Origin of the sequence: Streptomyces sp. NBC_01508, assembly GCF_045040315.1 — a bacterium.
Lineage (GTDB): Bacteria > Actinomycetota > Actinomycetes > Streptomycetales > Streptomycetaceae > Streptomyces.
The window spans coordinates 7,827,630-7,845,838 of record NZ_CP109419.1 but is presented as its reverse complement, the minus strand read 5'-3'; the positions used below and the strand labels follow the sequence as shown (position 1 = coordinate 7,845,838).

Below are 18,209 nucleotides of genomic sequence, written 5' to 3'. Positions count from 1 at the left end.
GCCGTTCGTTGTCCATCGGCCGACCTCTTCAAGCGTGGTGTACGGGGTGGGCGCTCGACGAGATCCTGCCGGTGACCGCCGCACCCCCGCAGGGCCGGGTGAGGACGCTGCGGTTCCCACCGGAGTGGGGCGCCACACGACGAGCCGGCGGCCGGGACGTCAGTTTCGCCGAACTGGCGCGCGTCGCGAAGCCGGCCGTGGGGCGGGAGGAGTAGAGGGGTGAGGAGTGGAGGGGTGAGGAGAATCCGCTCGGCGAGAAGTTGCGGTTCGGGTTGTGGAGCTCGTGCGTCACCGGCCGGATCGCACTCCCGCGGAGGACGGCGCCCCGGCACCCTGACTCCCTTGGTCAGCGGCCGAGCGCCGGGGGATCGTGCTCGGCCGCGCGGGCCGCCCGGTGGGCGGCCACGCGTTCGCGGGTGGCGCAGCGGCGGGAGCAGTAGCGGCGCGGCGGCCCGCTTCCCTGGGTGAGGTGGACGTTGCGGCAGCTCGATGACGCGCAGACGCCGCCGGGCGGGCGTTGGCGGTCCCAGACCAGGACGGTCAGCGCCAGGCAGGAGGACGCGAGGAACCACTCGCCCCACGGGGCGTCGTCGGCGCTGTCGAGGTGCGGGTGCCACGGGGTGGCGCCGCCGTGCGAGGTGAGCCGGAGGGGGCCGGAGCCGCGTGCGAGGAGGCCGTTGAGCGTGGCCGCGGCGAGGTCGACGTCGGCGGCGGCGAAGACCTCGCGGAGCGACGTGGCGGCGGCGCGCAGCTCGGCGAGATCGCTCGCGGTCAGTTCGATGCGGCCTTTCTCACCGTGTGCGCGCAGCAGGTCGGCGACGGCTTCCGGTGGAGCGGCCTCGTCGTCAAGGAGGTTGACGAGCGCGGCGGTTCGCCGGGCGATGGCCTGGACGGAGTGGCGGGTGGACCAGTCGTCGGTCGTTGCTGGGGACACCGGCTCAATGTAACGCATCTAGCGAATATTTGAGTTACCCGCGTAACGTGACGCGGATGAATCAACGTGCCGCGTTGAGGTGGTACGGCGCGGGAGCCGCGGCGGCCCGTACCGGCGACGAGATGTCGGGGACCGCCCTGCTGCTGGCGGGCCTCGCGGCCACCGGATCAGCCGCCACCGCGTCCTCGCTGCTGGCGGCCGTCACCGTGTCGGCGGCGATCGGCGGCCCCTTCCTGGGAGCGCTCCTCGACCGGGCGGCCCACCCTGGGCGGCTGCTGGCGGTCGCGCTGGCCGGCTACGCGTCGGGGCTTGCGATCATCCTGGTGACGCTCGGCCGGGTGCCGGTCCATGTCACGGTCCTGGTCGCGATGTCCGCAGGGCTCCTCGGACCCGCCCTGTCGGGTGGGTGGACCTCCCAACTGCCGCGCCTCGTCCCGTACGAGAGGCTGCCGCGCGCCAACGCGCTCGACGCGCTGACCTTCAACGGAGCGAGCCTCGCGGGGCCGGCGCTGGCCGGGGCGGTCGCGGGGCTGTGGGGTGCTCCGGCCGGTGTGATCGTGGCGATGGCGCTGATCTGCCTGGCGCTTCCCTCGGCGCTGGCGCTGCCGACACCGGTCGCTTCGGTCACTCCGGTCGCCTCAGACACTTCGGACGCGGGCGAACGCGCGAGCGGCTTCCCCACCGGCCTGACCAGCGGCCCGACCACCAGCCTCACCGATGACCTCGTCGCCGGGTTCCGCGCGATCGTACGGATCCGGCCGCTGACCCGTGCGACGACGACCTCGGTGGTCTCCTGCGTGGGCCAGGGCGTGCTGGTCGCGTGCGCCCCGCTGCTCGGAGCGCGTGTCTTCGGCTCGCCCGCCCACGGCGCGGCCCTGCTCTCCGGCGTCGCGGTCGCGGCGCTCGCCGCCAACGCCGTACTGTCCGGCCGCCCCCGGCTGCTGCGTCCCGACACGGTCGTCGTGTGCGCTCCACTCGCCATCGCCGTCGCGCTCGTCCTCGCGGCGACCGGCCGCCCGGTGCCGGTCGTGACAGCCGCGCTGCTCGTGGGCGTCGGCGAAGGGCCGCAGCTCAGGGCGCTGTTCGCGGTACGGCACCGGGAGGCCCCGGAGCGGCTGCGCGGCCAGATCTTCACCACGGGGGCGAGCCTCAAGATCACCGGGTTCGCCCTGGGGGCGGGGATCGCGGGTCCGCTCGCCACCTGGTCGCTGCCCGGCGCGCTGCTGGCAGCCGCCGGCATCCAGGGTCTCGCCGCGCTGTGCTCCGTCCTCAGTCGATGCGGGCGCAGATGTCGTCGCTCGCTCCGTAACGCATGGTCACGTCCTTGTAGCCGGTCGGGCTGATGTCCATGGTGTACGCGCCGTCGATCAGATACACACCGCGCGCCAGACTGCCGCCGTGCTCGGCGACACCGACCAGCACCGGGCCCAGCACGGACCAGAACTGTGAGCCGTCGGCGCGGTGGTCCACGGCGGCCGTACCGCTCGCGTCCGCGTCGTAGAAGGCGCCGGTGTCGGTGTTCGTGACACGCACCACCAGGTCCCCTCGGTAGAGGACGCGATTCGGGGAGCCGTCCTGATGGGTCGTCAGCACCCGCCGTACCACCTCGTCGACGACGGGCTCGGCATGGATGGGGACGTCGCAGCGCACACCGGCGGCGGCGTCCCACGGTGCGGAGGGTGCCGGTTCCCAGGCGCCCCACCCGGTGTCCGGTGCTGGGTGAGCGGGGTCGGACGCGGCCTGCGCGGGCTGCGTCCCGAGCCCGAACAGCGGTGTGGTGAGCGCCAGTAGCGCAACGGCGGTTCCTCGCACAGATTTCTCCCCGGTGAAGTGGTGGTCCACGGCCTGATGGTCCATGACCTGATGGTCAACGGCCTGATGGTCAACGGCCTGGGCATCAGCGTCCCGCCGGGCTCTGACCACATTCTCACCACCGGCGGGCAGGGTCTGGGCCGCCGTCCCGCGGCCCACTACCCTGGGCCCGGCCATGAGGTTCACACTGCTCGGGCCGTTCGAGGCCCACCACGAGGGCCGACGGCTCCTGACGCACAGCCGCCGCCAGGAGCGCTGTCTGCTGGCGATCCTGCTGCTCGACGCGGGGCACGTCGTGACGACCGGCCGGCTCATCGATCTGCTGTGGGACGGCGAGGGGCACGCGTCGGCGCGCGGCACCGTCCACACGTACATCGGCAGGCTGCGCGCCGCCCTGCGGACGCACCACGGTCCGCGTATCGAGACCCGGCACGACGGCTACGTCCTGGAGGCGGGCGGGTACAAGGTCGACGCCCAGGAGTTCGTCCCGCTCGCCCGGGCGGCGGCCGACGCCACGGACCCCGCCGAGCGGATCCGCCTCTGCGACCGGGCCCTCGCGCTGTGGCGGGGTCCGTTGCTCGCCGATGTGGCCGGCGAGCCGCTGCGCGAGCGGCTCGGCGGCCATCTGGACGCACTGCGGCTGTCCACCGTCGAACTGCGGGCCGAGAGCCACCTCGCGATGGGGCTGCACGAACGGGTCGTGGCGGACCTGACGGCCCTCGCCGACGAGCACCCCGAACGGGAGCGCATCGTCGCCGCCCAGATGACGGCCCTCTACCGGAGCGACCGCGCGGCCGAGGCCGTCCGGCTCTACCGCGTCACACGCCGCGCGCTGTCGACCCGGCTCGGCGTCGAGCCGGGACCGGACCTGAACGCCCTTCACCAGCGCGTCCTGCGCCGCGATCCGGCGCTCGACCGGCCGCCGGCTCCGCTGTACGCGGTACGGGTCGGTGAACACTGGCTGCCGTGGAACACCAGCGGCCATCCGGCGCTGGAGTTCTGCAACACGTACGCGGGCTGGGGCGGACCGGAACTCGCCGGTTCGGAATGGCTGCGTGACTACGCCACCCTCGCGGTGTGGGCCGGCCATCTCGACCTGGCGGAGGACCATGTCGTCACGCGGCTGCTCGCGCGGGCGCGGCGCGACCCCGGCGAGGCGGCGGCCGTACTGGCGCAGGCCCGTGACTTCCGTGCCCTGCTGTACGCCTGTCTGACGGATCCGGCCGACACCGGCGCCTTCAAGGCGGTGGCGGAGGTCGCGGAAGCGGCGGCGAAGTCGTCGGTGTTCACGCTGGGCGCGGACGGCCTGGGCCGCTGGCGCATCCCCCCTTCGGTCGGCCTGCGGCTCCCCCTCCACGCGGCGGCCCGCAGCGCCGCCGACCTGCTGGCGGATCCGCGCCGTCTCGTGGTGCGCGCCTGCCCCAACGAAGAGTGCGGCTGGCTGTTCCTGGACGCCGCCGGCCGGCGCAGATGGTGCAGCCTGGCGACGTGCGGCGCCTCGCGGCGACTGCGGGACGTCTGCACGGCGGGCTGACCCGTACCGCCGCCCCCGCCAGCTGCGCCGGGGCAGCCCCTAACGGGTGATCAGCCCTGGTCACACGCTCACTCGTCACTCCGTCGCGGGGAACCTTCTCCGAAAGCCGACGACCCGATCCGGGTCCCGACGCAGAGAGTTGAGGCGCGATGAGTGGTCTCCTGGACACGCTGCCCGCCGACGAGCGGCGCAGACTGGGCCACACCCGGTCGGGCGCCGTCCTGGCGTCGGCGCCCATGCTCGCCACCCTCACCGACCGACGGGTGTTCGGCGACGGCTGGATGTTCGAGCGCAAACTGGACGGCGTCCGGGTGCTCGCCGTGCGGGACGCCTCGGGCGTACGGCTGCTGTCGCGCACCGGACGGCGGCTCGACGCCACCTATCCGGAGATCGTTGACGCGCTGGCCGCGCAGGAACGCGCCGACTTCACGGTGGACGGCGAGGTCGTCGCGTACGCCCACGGCCGCACCGACTTCGCCCTGCTCCAGCGGCGCATGGGAATCAGCGACGCCCGCCGGGCCCGCGCCAGCGGGGTGGCCGTCACGTACTACCTGTTCGATCTGCTGCGGCTCGACGGTGCCGATCTCACCGCGATCTCGCTGCGCTCGCGCAAGTCGCTGCTGCGCAGGGCGCTGACCTACCGGGCGCCGCTGCGCTTCACGCCGCACCGCAACGCGGGCGGTCAGGAGCTGCTGGACCGGGCGTGCGCCGACGGGTGGGAGGGGCTGATCGCGAAGCGGGCCGCCGGCCGGTACGAGCCCCGGCGATCGACGGGCTGGCTGAAGCTCAAGTGCGAGCGGGGGCAGGAGTTCGTCATCGGCGGCTACACGGAGCCGTCCGGTTCCCGCGTCGGCTTCGGCGCGCTGCTCCTCGGTCACTACGAGGGCGGACGGCTCCGGTACGCGGGCAAGGTGGGGACGGGGTACGACCACGCGACGCTGGTGGACCTCCGCCGGCGCCTGGACGAGGCCGCGACATCCCGGTCACCGTTCGCCGACGTCGTCAGGGAGCGGGCCGCGCACTGGTCGGAGCCCCGGCTCGTCGCCCAGATCGCGTTCACCGAGTGGACTCGGGACGGGATGCTGCGGCACCCCCGTTTCCTGGGGCTGCGGGAGGACAAGGAGGCGACGGACGTGGTGCGGGAGGGACCCGCCTGAGGGGGCGGTCCGCCCGGACAGGCCGTACGCGCCATCCGTACAGTGCCCGTGAACGGGAGCGTGAACGGGAGCGTGAACGGGACCCTGAACAAGTCCGCGCACGAGACCGTGAGTACGACCGTGAGCACGACCACGACCACGACGAAGGGCGGCGACACCTCCATGACCATCCCCGAGCCCCGCATACCGCGCTTCCACCTCGCGATGCCCGTCGACGACCTCGCCGCCGCGCGCCGCTTCTACGGCGACGTACTCGGCCTGGCGGAGGGCCGCAGCGCGGACACCTGGGTGGACTGGAATCTGCACGGCCACCAGTTCGTGACGCATCTGGCGCCGCGCCGGAACGAGGGCGTACGCAACGCCGTCGACGGGCACGACGTGCCGGTGCCGCACTTCGGACTGCTGCTGACCACGCCGGAGTTCCACGAACTGGCCGACCGGCTCCGGGCGGCCGGCACGGAGTTCGTCATCGAGCCCTATGTCCGTTTCGAGGGGCGGCCGGGCGAGCAGTGGACGATGTTCCTGCTCGATCCGGCGGGCAACGCGCTGGAGTTCAAGGCGTTCGCGGACGACGCCCAGGTCTTCGCCGTCTGACGCGACGAGGTCCGCCCGGCCGGCGGGCGGACCTCGTCGATCGATCCCGTCCGGTCCCGTCACCGCGACAGGCGACGGGCGAGGTGACAGACGAGGTGCAGGCGCCGGGTGACGGGGGACCATGTACCGGGTGACAGGTGCCCTACCGCTCGTCGCGTGCGGGAAGCTTCCAGCCCGGCCGCGGGAAGTGGCAGGTGTATCCGTCGGGGTAGCGGATCAGATAGTCCTGGTGCTCGGGCTCCGCCTCCCAGAAGGCACCCGCCTCGGCCACCTCGGTGACGACCTTTCCCGGCCACAGGCCGGAGGCGTCGACGTCGGCGATGGTGTCTTCGGCGACCCGCTTCTGCTCGTCACCGAGGTAGTAGATGGCCGACCGGTAGCTGAGGCCCCTGTCGTTGCCCTGGCGGTTGAGCGTCGTGGGGTCGTGGATCTGGAAGAAGTACTCAAGGATCTGGCGGTAGCTGGTCTTCTCGGGGTCGAAGGCGATCTCGATGCCCTCGGCGTGCGTTCCGTGATCGCGGTACGTCGCCTTCGCGACATCTCCTCCGGTGTAGCCGACCCTGGTGGAGATCACCCCCGGCAGACCGCGAATCAGGTCCTGCATACCCCAGAAGCAGCCGCCCGCGAGGATCGCCTTCTCCGTGGCCGTATCTGTGCTCATGTATGACTCCCTCCTCTGTTACACACGGTACTGCGCCGGGAGACCGCTCGGCCGGTCAGCCGGTCGCCGAGCGGGCTGCGGCGGTGGAGCACCTGGCGGCCGTCGCGCGACCTGGTCACCAGTCCGGTCGCGTGCGGCACCCGCAGATGCTGGGAGACGGCGCTCGGGGTCACCCGGAACCGGCGGGCGATCTCGATCGTGGGCAGCGGCTCCCCGAGGAGGTCGAGCAGCCGGGCGCGGGTCGCGCCGAGGAGCGAGACGAGGGCCGGTGCGTCGGGGGTGGGCGCCGGGGTCCAGAGCGTGGCCACGCCCCGGCTGGGATGGACCAGCAGCGGCGGTTCCTCGGCGCTGACGGGCGGCGCGGGTTTGTGGGCGAAGGCGGACGGCACGAGCAGCAGTCCCCGGCCGGACGCCGCCGCGCCGTACCGGTCGGCCGGGTGGGTGTGCCGCAGGACATCGCGCACGCGGCGTCGTTCCTGGTGAGCCCCGGCGCGGGGTTCGTCCCGGGGCAGGTGCCGTACGTCGCGGGCGGGCCGGTCGACTGAGGTTGGGGTCGAACTGGACCGTCGTACGCTCCTGATCCTCGCCGTGACCTGCGGCGGGGCGCCCGCCCTGATCGGCGCGGCGACGATGGTCCGCACCCCGCACCCCGCTCGCCGGCCGTCCGGTGGACCGCCGGGGGGGGGCCGGACCTGGTGAATCTCATCTACCTGCTGAGGGGCCGGCTCGCGGCGGCGGTCCTCGTCCCCGACGCCCGCAGCAGGCTCAACACGGCGTACATGACATGTGCGTACCTCGGCCCGGCCGCGCGAGCCGTCGAAGGCGGCGTCTCAGCCCCTGTGCAGCCGCGCGTCCAGCTCGTGGGCGGACAGCTCCGCGCCGTAGACGTCGGTACCGGGCTGGTGCTTGCGTCCGCCCCCGCCGAGGTGGCCGGCGTTCACCGGGTCGAAGCCGATGTCCCGGATCAGACCGGCCACGACGGCCACCGCCTCCTCGTCGTCACCGGAGATGGGGATGGCCAGGCGGGCCGGATCGCCCTTGGGGCGACCCCGGTCACGCAGGGTCTCCCAGTAGATGGCGTTGAACGCCTTGACCAGGTTCGAGTCCGTCGCGGCCCGCACCTTCTCGCTGGAGGTGGTGGAGTCGTCGTCCAGGTCGGGCTGGTGGCCGTCACGTTCCGGGTAGTAGTTGCAGGTGTCGATCACGACCTTGTCGCGCAGTTCGGCGGTCGGCAGGTCGCCGAGGCGCCCGTAGGGGATCGACACGACGACCACCTGGCCGAACCAGCCGGCTTCCGCGGCGGTGACCGCCCGGATGGGGCCGTCGATCCCCGCGACCAGCTCCGCCAGTGTCCCGGGGTCGCGCGAGTTCGCGAGGGCGACCTCGTGGCCGATGCCGGCGAAGTGCCGGGCGAGCGTCGAGCCGATGTGGCCCGCTCCGATGATGCCGATACGCATGGTGCCTCTCCTGCCTGCGTGGTCGTGGGCCCGTTGCCCCCGCTCGTACGGGGCGTTCCCACGGGCCGCTCGTACGGGCCGCTCGTACGGGCCGCTCGTACGGGCCGCCTCCGTGGGTCCAGGTCCATGGGTAGCCGAATGACGGCGCCCCAAACTTGCCGGAACGCGGGCCCGGACCCACCCTGAGGCTGCGGGCCGCGCACGATGCCGGTGGCGGGCGCCCGTGTGCGGCCGCCGCGCGGGGCCTCGTCGACGCCTCCGTTCGGGGCGCCCGACCGGCGGACCGGAGGTCGGGCACCGGGACCGGTGACGTCCGGAGAGGATCACTCATGCACCACGACGAGATGATCGGCAAGATTCAGGCGCTCGCCCAACTGCCGGACCGCGGCTCCACCGAGCGGGCGACCTTGGCGGTGCTGCGGACGCTGGGCGAACGGCTGCCGGCCGGGCTCGCAGACCACGTGGCCGCGCAACTTCCGCCGGATCTGGCCGCCTGTCTGCGGCGGACGACGGAATCGGCCGCCGCCGCGGGGCGGGACGCGGGCTCCGGCGAACGGTTCGACCTGATCGCCTTCACGGGCCGGATCGCCGACCGGGCGGGCACCACCGACGACGCGGCGCTCCGCGAGGCGGCAGCCGTGCTGGAAGTGCTAGACGCCGCTCTCGCCCCCGAGCTGATGGACAAGATCGCCGCCGCGCTGCCCGTGGACATCGGCGCGCTGCTGCCGGTCGGCCGCGCCACCGGCGACCTGGACCGGCGCGCGTCCCGTGAGGGGAAGAGCTGAGAGGAAGGCTGTCGTGGCCAGTCATGAACGTGAACCCGTGCTGGTGGCCGACGCCGGCTCTTCGAGCCTGCACCTGACCGTCTTCGCCGACGACGGTACGGCGATCGCCTCGTACGACGACGCGTCGGCGCCCGGCGACAACATGTCCGGGCAGCTCCGGGACCTGCTCAGATACGCCCCCGCGCCCACGGCGGTCGGCCACCGGATCGTGCACGGCGGCCCGGAGCTGCGACGGCACACGCTGGTCGACGACCAGGTCCGCGACACCCTCCGGCTCACCGCCGACCTGGCGCCCGCACATGTCCCGCCGGCCCTCCACGTACTCGACGCGGCCCGTGAGCTGCTGCCCAACGTGCCGCACGTCGCCTGCTTCGACACCGTCTTCCACGCCGGTCTGCCCGCCGCGGCCCGGGAGTTCGCCGTACCCGAGACATGGCGCGGCGAGTACGGCGTGCGGCGCTACGGCTTCCACGGTCTGTCCTACGCGTGGGCACTGGGCCGCACCGCCGAACTGCTGAGGCGGCGGCCCACGAGTCTGCGGATCGTCATCGCCCATCTCGGCGGCGGCTGTTCGGCGTGCGCCGTGCGTGACGGCACGAGCGTCGACACCACCATGGGGTTCACACCGCTGGACGGCCTGGTGATGAGCCGGCGCAGCGGCGCCGTCGACCCGGGCGCCCTGATCTGGCTCCAGACCCGGCACGGCCTGACCGCGCCGGACATCGAAGACGCCCTCAACCACCATTCGGGCCTGCTGGCCCTGTCCGGCTCCTCCGGCGACACCCGTGACCTGGTGCGCGACCGCGCCACCGGTGACAAACAAGCCGCGCTGGCGCTGGACGTCTTCACCCATCACTGCCGCCGGGGCATCGCCGCGATGGCCGCGTCGCTGGACCGCCTCGACGCGCTCGTCTTCACCGGCGAGATCGGCGAGGACCAGCCGGAGGTACGCGAGGAGATCTGCGCCGGACTCGGCGTCCTCGGCGTCACCGGCGGGCTGCGGGTGCCTCCGCCGGACGACGGCGTGTCCGCCCGGCTGGTCAGTCCCCCGGAAGCGGCGGTGCCGGTCGTCGTCGTACCCACGGGCGAAACACGCCAGATCGACAGAGAGACCCGGATGCTCCTGCGCGGCGACTCGTACGCGAGCCCGTGAACACGTCGGCGCACGGCGGGAATTCACCGCGCTCACGTGCCATGAGCGTCAGCCGGGCCGTTCCTCACCCGTCCCGGTCCGGCGGATACGCACCACGCCCGCGTCCAGGTCCACATGGACGGGAGGTTCCTCGGCCGGCCTGACGTTCTTACAGACGCGTTCCTGCTCCAAGCCCCGCTTGGCGGCCTGCGCCCCGGGCGAGACCTCCTGGAGGAAGTCGGCCCCGATGGACGACAGGCCCTTGCGTCTGCGGTAGTAGACCCAGCCGCGCCGCTCCATCCACAGCAGGGCGCGGTCCACGAGGAACACGCCCGCACCCAACGCGGCGGCCGCGCAACCGACTTGCCACACCGTGCTCGCCATGCCGGGTGAACTCACCGGGCGGGCCCAGGGTTCCCGCTCGGCTCGACGGTGGCCTGGCTGGGGGACTCCGCCGGGATGCGGCTGGGGGTGGGGAGGGCGGTGGGGGTGGTGAGGTCGTCAGGTACGGGGCTGCCTTCGGGCACCGTGCTCCCGGAGGGATCGGGGCTGACGGAATCGGGCGTCGTGGGTGGGGTGGGCGCGAGGGACGGGCCGCTCGCCGGCGGCGGGGCGAGCGGGACCGTCGGGGCCAAGGGGGCCTCGGACGATGTCGCGAGATGGAACGGCAACGCGACGAGAGCGGCGGCGGCGCACGACAGTCCCACCCCGGCCGCGGCGCGGAGCAGCCTGCGGCGGGCGGCACTGCGGCGGATCGCCTCGTACCGGCGAGGGGGCGGGCCGAGGCAGTCGGAGGTGGGCCGAAGGATGACGGTGAGGGGGTCGTCGGGGTCGAACTCCGGCCTGCCGTCAGGGTCGTCAGGGCGTGTGGTCAAGACTTCTCCTCAGGTGGGCGCGGAGCAGTTCACGGGCCGCGTGGAGGTCGGACTTGATGGTTCCTTCCTTCCGCCCGGTCAGTACGGACACCTCCCGGATCGGCATGTCGGCGTAGTAGTGCAGCAAAATCGGGACGCGCAGCCGTTCCGGCAGCGACTGCACGAGCAGCCGCACCGAGGGGTCCGCCTGCTCGCTGTGCGGGCTGACGGCGGCCTCGGAGGTGACACGGCGCATCGCCTTGCGTTCACGCTCCAGTTTGCGCCAGTGGTCCCGCACGAGATTCGCCGCGGTGACGTAGAGGAAGCCGCGGGGCTCCTGCACGGATGTCCACCGGGCCCAGAGCCGGGTGAACGCCTCCGAGGCGATCTCATGGGCCGTCTCGTCGTCGTCGACGAGACGGCGGCACCAGCCGGCGAGGCGTGGGTAGAGGGCGGCGAACAGGTCGGACGCTGCCTTGTCGCGGGACCGTTTCAACGCTCTCCATGGTCGTGGCCGCACTTGTGGGGGGGGCTCGTAGGGAAGGAGTCCGGGCCGAGGGTGTGGGTTCCCCCGGCCCGGACTCCGCGGTGGCGGGTCAGGGACTCGCGTTGACCGACCTGGCGAAGACGATCACGTTGTCGAGGTAGCCGTCGGCGTCGCGGGGGCCGCCGCATGTGATGAGCCGCAACTCCGGGCGGTCCACGTCGCCGTATACGTCGTCCGCCGGGAAGTCCGCCTTGGCGACCTTCCGTACGGCGCTGACGGCGAACACCGCCGCCGTGCCGTTCTCCAGGCGCGCCGTGATCCTGTCGCCCCGGCGCAGCCGCGCGAGACGCCGGAAGACCCCGTCGCCGTAAGCACCGACCGTGACATGGCCGATGATCACCGACGGGCCGATCCGGCCCGGCGTCGGCGAGTGCCTGTACCAGCCCGCGCGGTCGTGTGCCGTGATCGGGGGCACCTCCATGGTGCCGTCCGGGGCCAGCCCCAACCGCATGACGGGGGTGTCGACGCCGATGGCGGGGATCCGCAGCCTGACGGGCGCCGAACTCCCGTCGCCCGTAGCCCCGTTGGCCGCCGTCGTGGCCGGTGGCGTGTCGGGCTTCGGGGCGGGCTTCGTGTCAGGCTTCGGGGCGGGCGGCGTACCGCCGGAGCGGTCCGCGGCCGGGGTCCGGTCGGGCGGCCCCTGACCGCCGCCGCAGCCCGCGACCAGCGCCGCCAGCGCCGCGGTGGCGAAGGCGCGCCTGGAGAGCGGGGTCACGCCTCGGTCGCCCGCCGGCGGCGTACGACGAAGAACGCCGCGCCGCCCACCGCGAGGGCCGCCGCGGCGCCCGTGCCGATCAGCGCGCCGTCCGTCCCGGACCGCGCGGACACCGGGGCCACTCCGGTGTCGGGCGCCCCCTCCGGTACGACGGCGACCTGGCCCGGGGTCGGCGCCTGGCTGGGCTCGGCGCTCGCGGACGGGGGGGTGGTGGCCGGCGCCGGGGCGACGCTGGGGGTGGCCGTGACGGTCGGGCTGGCACTGGGGGTGGCGCTCGGGGGCGCCGAGTCGGCGAACGCGGGCACCGTGCTCGCCAGCACGGCGGTGCTCGCGAGTGCCATGGCACTGAGGACAGTTCGGCGCATGAATCGCTCTCTTTCGTCGTCCGCCCGCCGGGGGACCTGGCGGGCGGGGTGTACGGATCGGGTGGAGAGACGAGGCAGCCACGGAACCGGTTGTAAAGGAATGGCAAAGCCACGGCGAAGGTCTTCGCCACGCCTGTCGGCGATCGCCCGCCGATCCGCGGGCGACGGGATCCGCGGGCGACGGGATCCGCGGCGGGGCCGGTCCTCGGCCGCCCGGCCCGCCGCCGGGGCGGGCCGGCCCGGCACGCGGCGACGCAGTCGCATCCCTGTTTCGCGGCCCGCCACGGAAAGACCCTCCAAGGTGGCCGAAATAGCCATTGGTGCCCATAAGAGGCCCGGATGATCTCAATTCTCCCGACGTGATCACGACGGCCTGTCGATGCTGACCGCGCAGGTCAACTCCCGTAAGATGGGCGCGCTTTGGCCTGAGCCAGGTCCGAATACCTCACGGCCGACGAGGCGGACGGTGTCGCCGCCATGACCTCCGCCCCCTGCACGCCGCCTCGCGCGCCACCGCCATCACGGCGCTGCGGGCAGCGTCGGACATCCCCGTGGAGACTGCCACGGTGACGATCACCGGGGGCACCCACACGGTCACGCACCGCGCTCGGACGCTCGGCGAAACACCCTTGTTACCTATGCGTAATGCACGGCGTGTCGGTGACATCGGCGACTATGGGCCGCCCTCAACAGCGTGGCAACGTGGGCGTTGTCGCCGACGAGGGAGGGTGCGTGAACAAGGGTTACGCCGTGTTCTGCGACGCGGACCGGCATTTCTACGACTCGCCGCACCACCAACTCTCCACGAGCACCGCCGCCCGCGGGACGGGCGAGTGGTACGAAGCCGCCCGGCGCCCGGTGCCCGACGGATGGCAGCGTCATCACAGCGGCGATTGGCTGGCTCTGAGTCCGGTCGAGCACGAACTTCCCGCCCAGGGCTGGAAGATTCACGTCTCAGCCTGTCTGGACAACGCCGAGTCGATTCTCGACCGGACGACGGACTACTGCCTTGAGCGCCGTATCGCTTTCAAATTCGTGCCGAGCAGATATCTGCTGCACACACGGAACGCCAAATACGCAGACCGCGCCGCCAGCGGGAAATTCATCACCATCTACCCGGTGAACGAAGAACAGTTCGGCCGTATCGCCGGTGAACTCGACACGCTGCTGGCCGGCGAGCCCGGCCCCTACATCCTGAGCGACCTGAGGTGGAACGCCGGCCCCGTCCACGTCCGCTACGGCAGCTTCACGCGCCGCGACTGCTACGCCGACGGCGTGCTGCGCCCGGCGATCGAGAACGCCGAGGGCAGGCTCGTACCCGATCCGCGCGGACCGGTCTTCCGTACGCCCGACTGGGTCACCCCGCCCGATGTCCTGCGCCCCCATCTCGAAGCGCGCGCCGCGACGACCGTCGAGGCGTCGCCGTACGTCGTGGAACAGGCACTGCACTTCTCCAACGGCGGTGGTGTGTACGTCGGCCGCGACAGCAGGACCGGCGAGAAGGTGGTGCTCAAGGAGGCCAGACCGCACGCCGGACTGGCGGCGGACGGCGCCGACGCGGTGACCAGGCTCGCCCGGGAGCGCGCCGCCCTGGAGCGGTTGTCGGGTCTCGCCTGCACCCCGGAGGTCCGCGACACGTTCGAACTCGGCGGCCACCACTTCCTGGTGCTGGAGTTCGTGGAGGGCAGACCCCTCAACACCTTCTTCGCCCGCAGACATCCGCTGATCCACGCGGCCCCCGGTGCCGAACGGCTCGCCGAGTACACGGAGTGGGCGCTGCGCGTGTACGGGCTGGTGGAACGGGCCGTCGAGGCGGTGCACGAGCGCGGGATCGTCTTCAACGATCTGCACCTGTTCAACATCATGGTCCCCGAGGACGAGTCCTCCGTCGTGCTGCTGGACTTCGAGGCCGCGGCGCCCGCCGCCGACAACGGGCGCCAGATCGTGGCCAATCCGGCCTTCGTCGCCCCGCCGGGCCGACGCGGCCTCGATGTGGACCGCTACGCCCTCGCCTGTCTGCGGCTGGCCCTCTTCATACCGCTGACCAGCCTTTTCGCCATCGACCGGGGCAAGGCGGCACACCTGGCGGACGTGGTGGCGCGGGAGTTCCCCGTCGACCGCGCCTTCCTGGACGAGGCGGTGGCGGAGATCATGCGCGAGCCGGGCCGGGACGCGAGCACGACCATCGGTACGTCCGTGGCGTCCGTCGTGACGGTACCCCGGATTCCAGCCGCTGCCCCGCCCCGCCCCTACCTGCCCGCCGAGCCCGCCGACTGGCCGGGCAGCCGCGACTCCATGGTGCGGGCGATCCTCGCCTCCGCCACCCCCGAACGCGACGACCGCTACTTCCCCGGCGACATCGCCCAGTTCGCCACCACCGGTGGCGGCCTCTCCTTCGGGTACGGCACGGCAGGCGTCCTCTACGCCCTCGCCGAGAGCGGCGCCGCGCCGTGCCCGCGCGCCGAGGAATGGCTCCTGGAGCGGACCAAGACGCCCGGGTCCGGCACCCCGCTGGGCTTCTACGACGGTCTGGCGGGCCTGAGTTGGACCATGCAGCGTCTTGGCCATCCCCACCGCGCCCTTGAGCTGGCCGAATTGACACTCCATCAGTCCTGGGACGACCTGCCGGGCGATCTGCACGGCGGCGCCGCCGGCCTGGGCCTGGCACTCGACGCACTCGGCGAGGCGACGGGTGAGACCGGACTGGCCGACGCGGCCATGCGCTGCGCACGGCTCGCCGCCCGGGCCATGGAGACCACCGCCGGCACGGCGGCCGCCGAGGGCCCGCGCCGGGCCGGGCTGCTGTACGGCGGCGCCGGCATGGCCCTGCTCTTCATCCGCCTGTACGAACGCACCGGCGACACCGGGTTGCTCGACCTCGCGGCCAAGGCGCTCAACAGTGACCTGGACCGCTGCGTACGCAGCGTGGGCGGCACGCTCCAGGTGGACGAGGGCTGGCGCACCATGCCCTACCTGGGCGCGGGCAGCGTCGGCATCGGGATGGTCCTGGACGACTACCTCACGCACCGCGCCGACGAGCGCTTCGAGCGGGCGCGCGGCGAGATCGTGCAGGCGGCCCAGGCCACGTTCTACGCGCAGCCCGGACTCTTCCGCGGCGCGGCCGGCATGGTGCTCCACCTCAGTCGTACCTCGGTGACGGGCGGACCCGGCACCGAACCGGCGGACATCGCACGGCAGATGGGCACCCTCGCCTGGCACGCGCTGCCCTACCGCGGCCATCTCGCCTTCCCCGGTGAGCAGATGATGCGGCTCTCCATGGATCTCTCGACCGGCACCGCCGGTTGTCTGCTGGCGGTCGCCGCCGCCCACGCGGGCGAACCCGCGCGACTGCCGTTCCTCCCGCCGCTGCGTAAGCGGCCCATGAACCGGCTCCGCCAGGAGCCGTGACCAGCACACCGTCCCCATAAAAGAGAGGCACCGTCATGAACCTTCTTGACCTGCAGTCGATGGAGACCCCCACGGAAGAGGCCACGGGCGACGTCGCCACCGGCAGCCGGGCGAGCCTGCTGCTCTGCGGCAACAGCAGCCTGAGCATCACCACCTGTCTCTGACACCGCCAGATCGTGTCTGACGAATAGCGCCGTCCGCCCGTACGCCAGGCGGGGTTTGTCGGACACGGCCTGGTCACCGGCCGGCCGGTGACCTGGTGTCATGAGCGCCGGACGGGCTTCCCAGCCTGTCCGGCGCTCGCGGACGTCCGTCACGTACCCGCACGCCCGGCCCACCCGGCACGTACACCGGCAGCGGCACCGGCCGCCGCCAAGAACTCCGAGGGGACCCGTTCGTGAAGACGCCGCCCGTCCCGGAGGATCGTCACGCGACAGCCCGCGGCCTCCTGTTGGGCGCCGCGCGCCACAGCGCGGGCCGTACCACGGCCGTCTTCCTGTGCTCCGCCGCCTCCGCCGCCGCGTCCCTCGCACTGCCGGCCGTCCTCGGCCGCACGCTCGACCTGCTGCTCAGAAAGAGCCCGGCGGCCGATCCCTGGCTGCTCGCCTGCGCCGCCGTGATCGTCGCCGAGGTGCTGCTGGACGCGCTGGTGGCGCTGCTCGGCGGTACGACGAGCGCCCGCTCCGCCGCCTGGCTCCGGCACCGGGGCCTGGAGCGGCTGCTCTCCGCGTGGCCGGGCCACGCCTCCCGTTTCCCGCCCGGTGACGTGGCCGTGCGGCTGACCGCGAACGCCACCGAGGCGAGCACCGCGCCCGTGTCCGCCGCGACGCTCGGCGCCTCGCTGCTCGCGCCCGTGGGGGCGGTCGGCGCGCTGTTCCTGATCGACCCGTGGACCGCTCTGACCTTCCTCGCGGGGCTTCCGCTGCTGATGCTGGTCCTGCGCGCCTTCGCCCGCGGCTCCTCGGACAGCGTCGCGAGCTACCAGCGCGTCCAGGCCGAGATCGCGACACGCCTGGTGGAGGCGCTGGCCGGGGCGCGTACGATCGCCGCCGCCGGCACGGAGGCACGCGACCGCGACCGTGTGCTCGCCCCGCTGCCCGAACTGGCCGCGCAGGGCAGCAGGATGTGGCGGATCCACGGCGCGGCCGTCGCCCGCAGCGGTGTCCTCCTGCCACTGCTCACGACCGCGGTCCTGGCGGTCGGCGGCGTGCGTCTCGCGTCCGGGGACATGAGTGTCGGCGAACTGCTGGCCGCCGCCCGATACGCGGCGCTCGCCGCCGGTGTCGGTACGGCCGCGGGCCTGCTCGGCTCCCTGATCCGCAGCCGCTCGGCGGCCCGCCGGACGGCCGAACTGATGGCCCTGCCCGCCATGACGTACGGAGCCAGGACCCTGCCGCCCGAGGGGCACGGCACGCTGGAGCTGCGCGGCGTGGCCGTGAGCCGCGACGGCCGCACCGTCCTCGCCGGGGTGGATCTGACGATCCCCGGCGGCACGTCCGTGGCGGTGGTCGGCCGCTCGGGCGCGGGCAAGTCCACGCTGGCAGCGGTGGCCGGGCGGCTGGCGGAGCCGGACGAGGGGGCCGTCCTGCTGGACGGCGTCCCGCTCGGCGCGGTCCGGCGGGACGAGCTGCGCCGCGAGGTCGGCCACGCCTTCGAGCGCCCCGTCCTCTTCGGCGCCACGCTGGGCGAGGCGCTGGCGGGCGGCGCGCCGTTGCCGGCGGAACGGATCCGGGCGGCGGCCCGCGCGGCGAGCGCGGACGCGTTCGTACGGCTGCTGCCGCAGGGCTACGCGACCCCGCCGCACGCCGCGCCGCTCTCCGGAGGGGAGTTCCAACGTCTGGGCCTGGCAAGGGCGTTCGCGCGGGCCGGACGGCTGCTGGTGCTCGACGACGCGACCTCCAGTCTCGACACCGTGACGGAGCGTCAGGTGGAGCGCGCCCTGGCGCGCGACGTCCGCCGGGGCACCCGGCTGATCGTCGCCCACCGGCTCTCCTCGGCGGCCCGCTGCGACCTGGTGATCTGGCTGGAGGAGGGCCGGGTGCGGGCGACCGGCCCGCACGGGGAGCTGTGGCGCTCCCCCGCGTACCGCGCCCTGTTCGCGTCCGCGGAATCCGCGTCGCCGGCGGCGGCGGACTCGTACGCGCACCGTGCGCCCGCCCCGGCGCGCCCCGTACCGCGCTCCCATGGGCCCGCGCCCGCCCCTGGCCCCACCCCCGCCGAGCGGGCCGACCGGTGAGCGCCGCCGCGAAGACTC

The 18,209-nt window shown here is 73.2% G+C and carries 20 protein-coding genes; 10 read left to right on the top strand and 10 right to left on the bottom strand.

Annotated features, from left to right (window positions below; genetic code table 11):
* Nucleotides 1–71 precede the first annotated feature (71 nt).
* Entirely contained in the window at nt 72–215 is a 144-nt protein-coding gene (locus OG700_RS36095; protein WP_405621066.1) for a hypothetical protein, read from the top strand.
* A 131-nt stretch (nt 216–346) separates the two neighbouring features.
* On the opposite strand, the gene OG700_RS36090 is transcribed toward OG700_RS36095, so the two are convergent.
* Complete coding sequence (locus OG700_RS36090; RefSeq protein ID WP_405621064.1) at nt 347–952, bottom strand: CGNR zinc finger domain-containing protein; 606 nt, start codon at nt 950–952, stop codon at nt 347–349.
* Nucleotides 953–990: 38 nt separating this feature from the next.
* Between OG700_RS36090 and OG700_RS36085 the strand changes: the two genes are divergently transcribed.
* Complete coding sequence (locus tag OG700_RS36085; RefSeq protein WP_405621062.1) at nt 991–2,277, top strand: MFS transporter; 1,287 nt, start codon at nt 991–993, stop codon at nt 2,275–2,277.
* Here the strand turns inward: OG700_RS36085 and OG700_RS36080 are convergent.
* Nucleotides 2,204–2,791 (bottom strand): hypothetical protein, encoded by a 588-nt coding sequence (locus tag OG700_RS36080; protein WP_405621060.1) that lies wholly within the window; start codon nt 2,789–2,791, stop codon nt 2,204–2,206. The two genes, OG700_RS36085 and OG700_RS36080, sit on opposite strands and share 74 nt — an antisense overlap.
* A gap of 130 nt (nt 2,792–2,921) precedes the next feature.
* Between OG700_RS36080 and OG700_RS36075 the strand changes: the two genes are divergently transcribed.
* The 3 genes from OG700_RS36075 to OG700_RS36065 all read left to right on the top strand — a co-directional run bounded on the left by OG700_RS36075 (nt 2,922) and on the right by OG700_RS36065 (nt 6,031).
* The gene (locus OG700_RS36075; RefSeq protein ID WP_405621058.1) at nt 2,922–4,280 is read left to right on the top strand and encodes a BTAD domain-containing putative transcriptional regulator; all 1,359 of its coding nucleotides are present in this window, start codon (nt 2,922–2,924) and stop codon (nt 4,278–4,280) included.
* Nucleotides 4,281–4,429: 149 nt separating this feature from the next.
* A complete protein-coding gene (ligD, locus tag OG700_RS36070; protein ID WP_405621056.1) occupies nt 4,430–5,437 on the top strand; it encodes a non-homologous end-joining DNA ligase in 1,008 nt (335 codons plus the stop codon).
* A 162-nt stretch (nt 5,438–5,599) separates the two neighbouring features.
* The gene (locus tag OG700_RS36065; protein ID WP_405622228.1) at nt 5,600–6,031 is read left to right on the top strand and encodes a VOC family protein; all 432 of its coding nucleotides are present in this window, start codon (nt 5,600–5,602) and stop codon (nt 6,029–6,031) included.
* Between the two features lie 142 nt (nt 6,032–6,173).
* Here the strand turns inward: OG700_RS36065 and msrA are convergent, their stop codons facing one another.
* The 3 genes from msrA to OG700_RS36050 all read right to left on the bottom strand — a co-directional run bounded on the left by msrA (nt 6,174) and on the right by OG700_RS36050 (nt 8,149).
* Complete coding sequence (gene msrA, locus OG700_RS36060; RefSeq protein ID WP_405621054.1) at nt 6,174–6,692, bottom strand: peptide-methionine (S)-S-oxide reductase MsrA; 519 nt, start codon at nt 6,690–6,692, stop codon at nt 6,174–6,176.
* Nucleotides 6,689–7,156, bottom strand: a complete 468-nt coding sequence (locus OG700_RS36055) for an ArsR/SmtB family transcription factor (protein WP_405621052.1) — start codon at nt 7,154–7,156, stop codon at nt 6,689–6,691. The genes msrA and OG700_RS36055 overlap by 4 nt, the downstream gene beginning before the upstream one ends.
* 366 nt (nt 7,157–7,522) lie before the next feature.
* The gene (locus OG700_RS36050; protein WP_405621050.1) at nt 7,523–8,149 is read right to left on the bottom strand and encodes an NADPH-dependent F420 reductase; all 627 of its coding nucleotides are present in this window, start codon (nt 8,147–8,149) and stop codon (nt 7,523–7,525) included.
* Between the two features lie 329 nt (nt 8,150–8,478).
* Here OG700_RS36050 and OG700_RS36045 point away from each other — a divergent pair, with 329 nt between their 5' ends.
* The gene (locus tag OG700_RS36045) at nt 8,479–8,934 is read left to right on the top strand and encodes a DUF2267 domain-containing protein (RefSeq protein WP_405621048.1); all 456 of its coding nucleotides are present in this window, start codon (nt 8,479–8,481) and stop codon (nt 8,932–8,934) included.
* A 13-nt stretch (nt 8,935–8,947) separates the two neighbouring features.
* Nucleotides 8,948–10,087 (top strand): acetate/propionate family kinase, encoded by a 1,140-nt coding sequence (locus OG700_RS36040; RefSeq protein ID WP_405621046.1) that lies wholly within the window; start codon nt 8,948–8,950, stop codon nt 10,085–10,087.
* Between the two features lie 48 nt (nt 10,088–10,135).
* Here OG700_RS36040 and OG700_RS36035 read toward each other — a convergent pair whose 3' ends face one another.
* From OG700_RS36035 to OG700_RS36015, 5 genes are all read right to left on the bottom strand, one after another.
* Nucleotides 10,136–10,450 (bottom strand): hypothetical protein, encoded by a 315-nt coding sequence (locus OG700_RS36035; protein ID WP_405621044.1) that lies wholly within the window; start codon nt 10,448–10,450, stop codon nt 10,136–10,138.
* An 11-nt stretch (nt 10,451–10,461) separates the two neighbouring features.
* The gene (locus tag OG700_RS36030; RefSeq protein WP_405621042.1) at nt 10,462–10,941 is read right to left on the bottom strand and encodes a hypothetical protein; all 480 of its coding nucleotides are present in this window, start codon (nt 10,939–10,941) and stop codon (nt 10,462–10,464) included.
* Complete coding sequence (locus tag OG700_RS36025) at nt 10,925–11,416, bottom strand: RNA polymerase sigma factor (RefSeq protein WP_405621040.1); 492 nt, start codon at nt 11,414–11,416, stop codon at nt 10,925–10,927. The genes OG700_RS36030 and OG700_RS36025 overlap by 17 nt, the downstream gene beginning before the upstream one ends.
* Nucleotides 11,417–11,516: 100 nt before the next feature.
* The gene (locus OG700_RS36020) at nt 11,517–12,182 is read right to left on the bottom strand and encodes a class F sortase (RefSeq protein ID WP_405621038.1); all 666 of its coding nucleotides are present in this window, start codon (nt 12,180–12,182) and stop codon (nt 11,517–11,519) included.
* On the bottom strand, nt 12,179–12,547 hold the full coding sequence (locus OG700_RS36015; protein ID WP_405621036.1) for a sortase-dependent protein: 369 nt from the start codon (nt 12,545–12,547) through the stop codon (nt 12,179–12,181). The genes OG700_RS36020 and OG700_RS36015 overlap by 4 nt, the downstream gene beginning before the upstream one ends.
* Nucleotides 12,548–13,279: 732 nt before the next feature.
* On the opposite strand from OG700_RS36015, the gene lanKC reads away from it, so the two are divergent.
* The 3 genes from lanKC to OG700_RS36000 all read left to right on the top strand — a co-directional run bounded on the left by lanKC (nt 13,280) and on the right by OG700_RS36000 (nt 18,191).
* Nucleotides 13,280–15,955 (top strand): class III lanthionine synthetase LanKC, encoded by a 2,676-nt coding sequence (gene lanKC, locus OG700_RS36010; protein WP_405622226.1) that lies wholly within the window; start codon nt 13,280–13,282, stop codon nt 15,953–15,955.
* A gap of 35 nt (nt 15,956–15,990) precedes the next feature.
* Nucleotides 15,991–16,119: a SapB/AmfS family lanthipeptide gene (locus OG700_RS36005; RefSeq protein ID WP_405621034.1), complete on the top strand. Its 129-nt coding sequence runs from the start codon at nt 15,991–15,993 to the stop codon at nt 16,117–16,119.
* A gap of 233 nt (nt 16,120–16,352) precedes the next feature.
* A complete protein-coding gene (locus OG700_RS36000) occupies nt 16,353–18,191 on the top strand; it encodes an ABC transporter ATP-binding protein (protein WP_405621032.1) in 1,839 nt (612 codons plus the stop codon).
* The last annotated feature ends 18 nt before the right edge of the window (nt 18,192–18,209 follow it).

Excerpts from the sequence above, each read along its gene's own strand:
- OG700_RS36090 (WP_405621064.1), bottom strand. The coding sequence starts at position 952 with ATGCGTTACATTGAGCCGGTGTCCCCAGCAACGACCGACGACTGGTCC.
- OG700_RS36085 (WP_405621062.1), top strand. The coding sequence starts at position 991 with ATGAATCAACGTGCCGCGTTGAGGTGGTACGGCGCGGGAGCCGCGGCG.
- OG700_RS36080 (WP_405621060.1), bottom strand. The coding sequence starts at position 2,791 with ATGGACCATCAGGCCGTGGACCACCACTTCACCGGGGAGAAATCTGTG.
- OG700_RS36075 (WP_405621058.1), top strand. The coding sequence starts at position 2,922 with ATGAGGTTCACACTGCTCGGGCCGTTCGAGGCCCACCACGAGGGCCGA.
- ligD (WP_405621056.1), top strand. The coding sequence starts at position 4,430 with ATGAGTGGTCTCCTGGACACGCTGCCCGCCGACGAGCGGCGCAGACTG.
- OG700_RS36065 (WP_405622228.1), top strand. The coding sequence starts at position 5,600 with ATGACCATCCCCGAGCCCCGCATACCGCGCTTCCACCTCGCGATGCCC.
- msrA (WP_405621054.1), bottom strand. The coding sequence starts at position 6,692 with ATGAGCACAGATACGGCCACGGAGAAGGCGATCCTCGCGGGCGGCTGC.
- OG700_RS36050 (WP_405621050.1), bottom strand. The coding sequence starts at position 8,149 with ATGCGTATCGGCATCATCGGAGCGGGCCACATCGGCTCGACGCTCGCC.
- OG700_RS36045 (WP_405621048.1), top strand. The coding sequence starts at position 8,479 with ATGCACCACGACGAGATGATCGGCAAGATTCAGGCGCTCGCCCAACTG.
- OG700_RS36035 (WP_405621044.1), bottom strand. The coding sequence starts at position 10,450 with ATGGCGAGCACGGTGTGGCAAGTCGGTTGCGCGGCCGCCGCGTTGGGT.
- OG700_RS36015 (WP_405621036.1), bottom strand. The coding sequence starts at position 12,547 with ATGCGCCGAACTGTCCTCAGTGCCATGGCACTCGCGAGCACCGCCGTG.
- OG700_RS36005 (WP_405621034.1), top strand. The coding sequence starts at position 15,991 with ATGAACCTTCTTGACCTGCAGTCGATGGAGACCCCCACGGAAGAGGCC.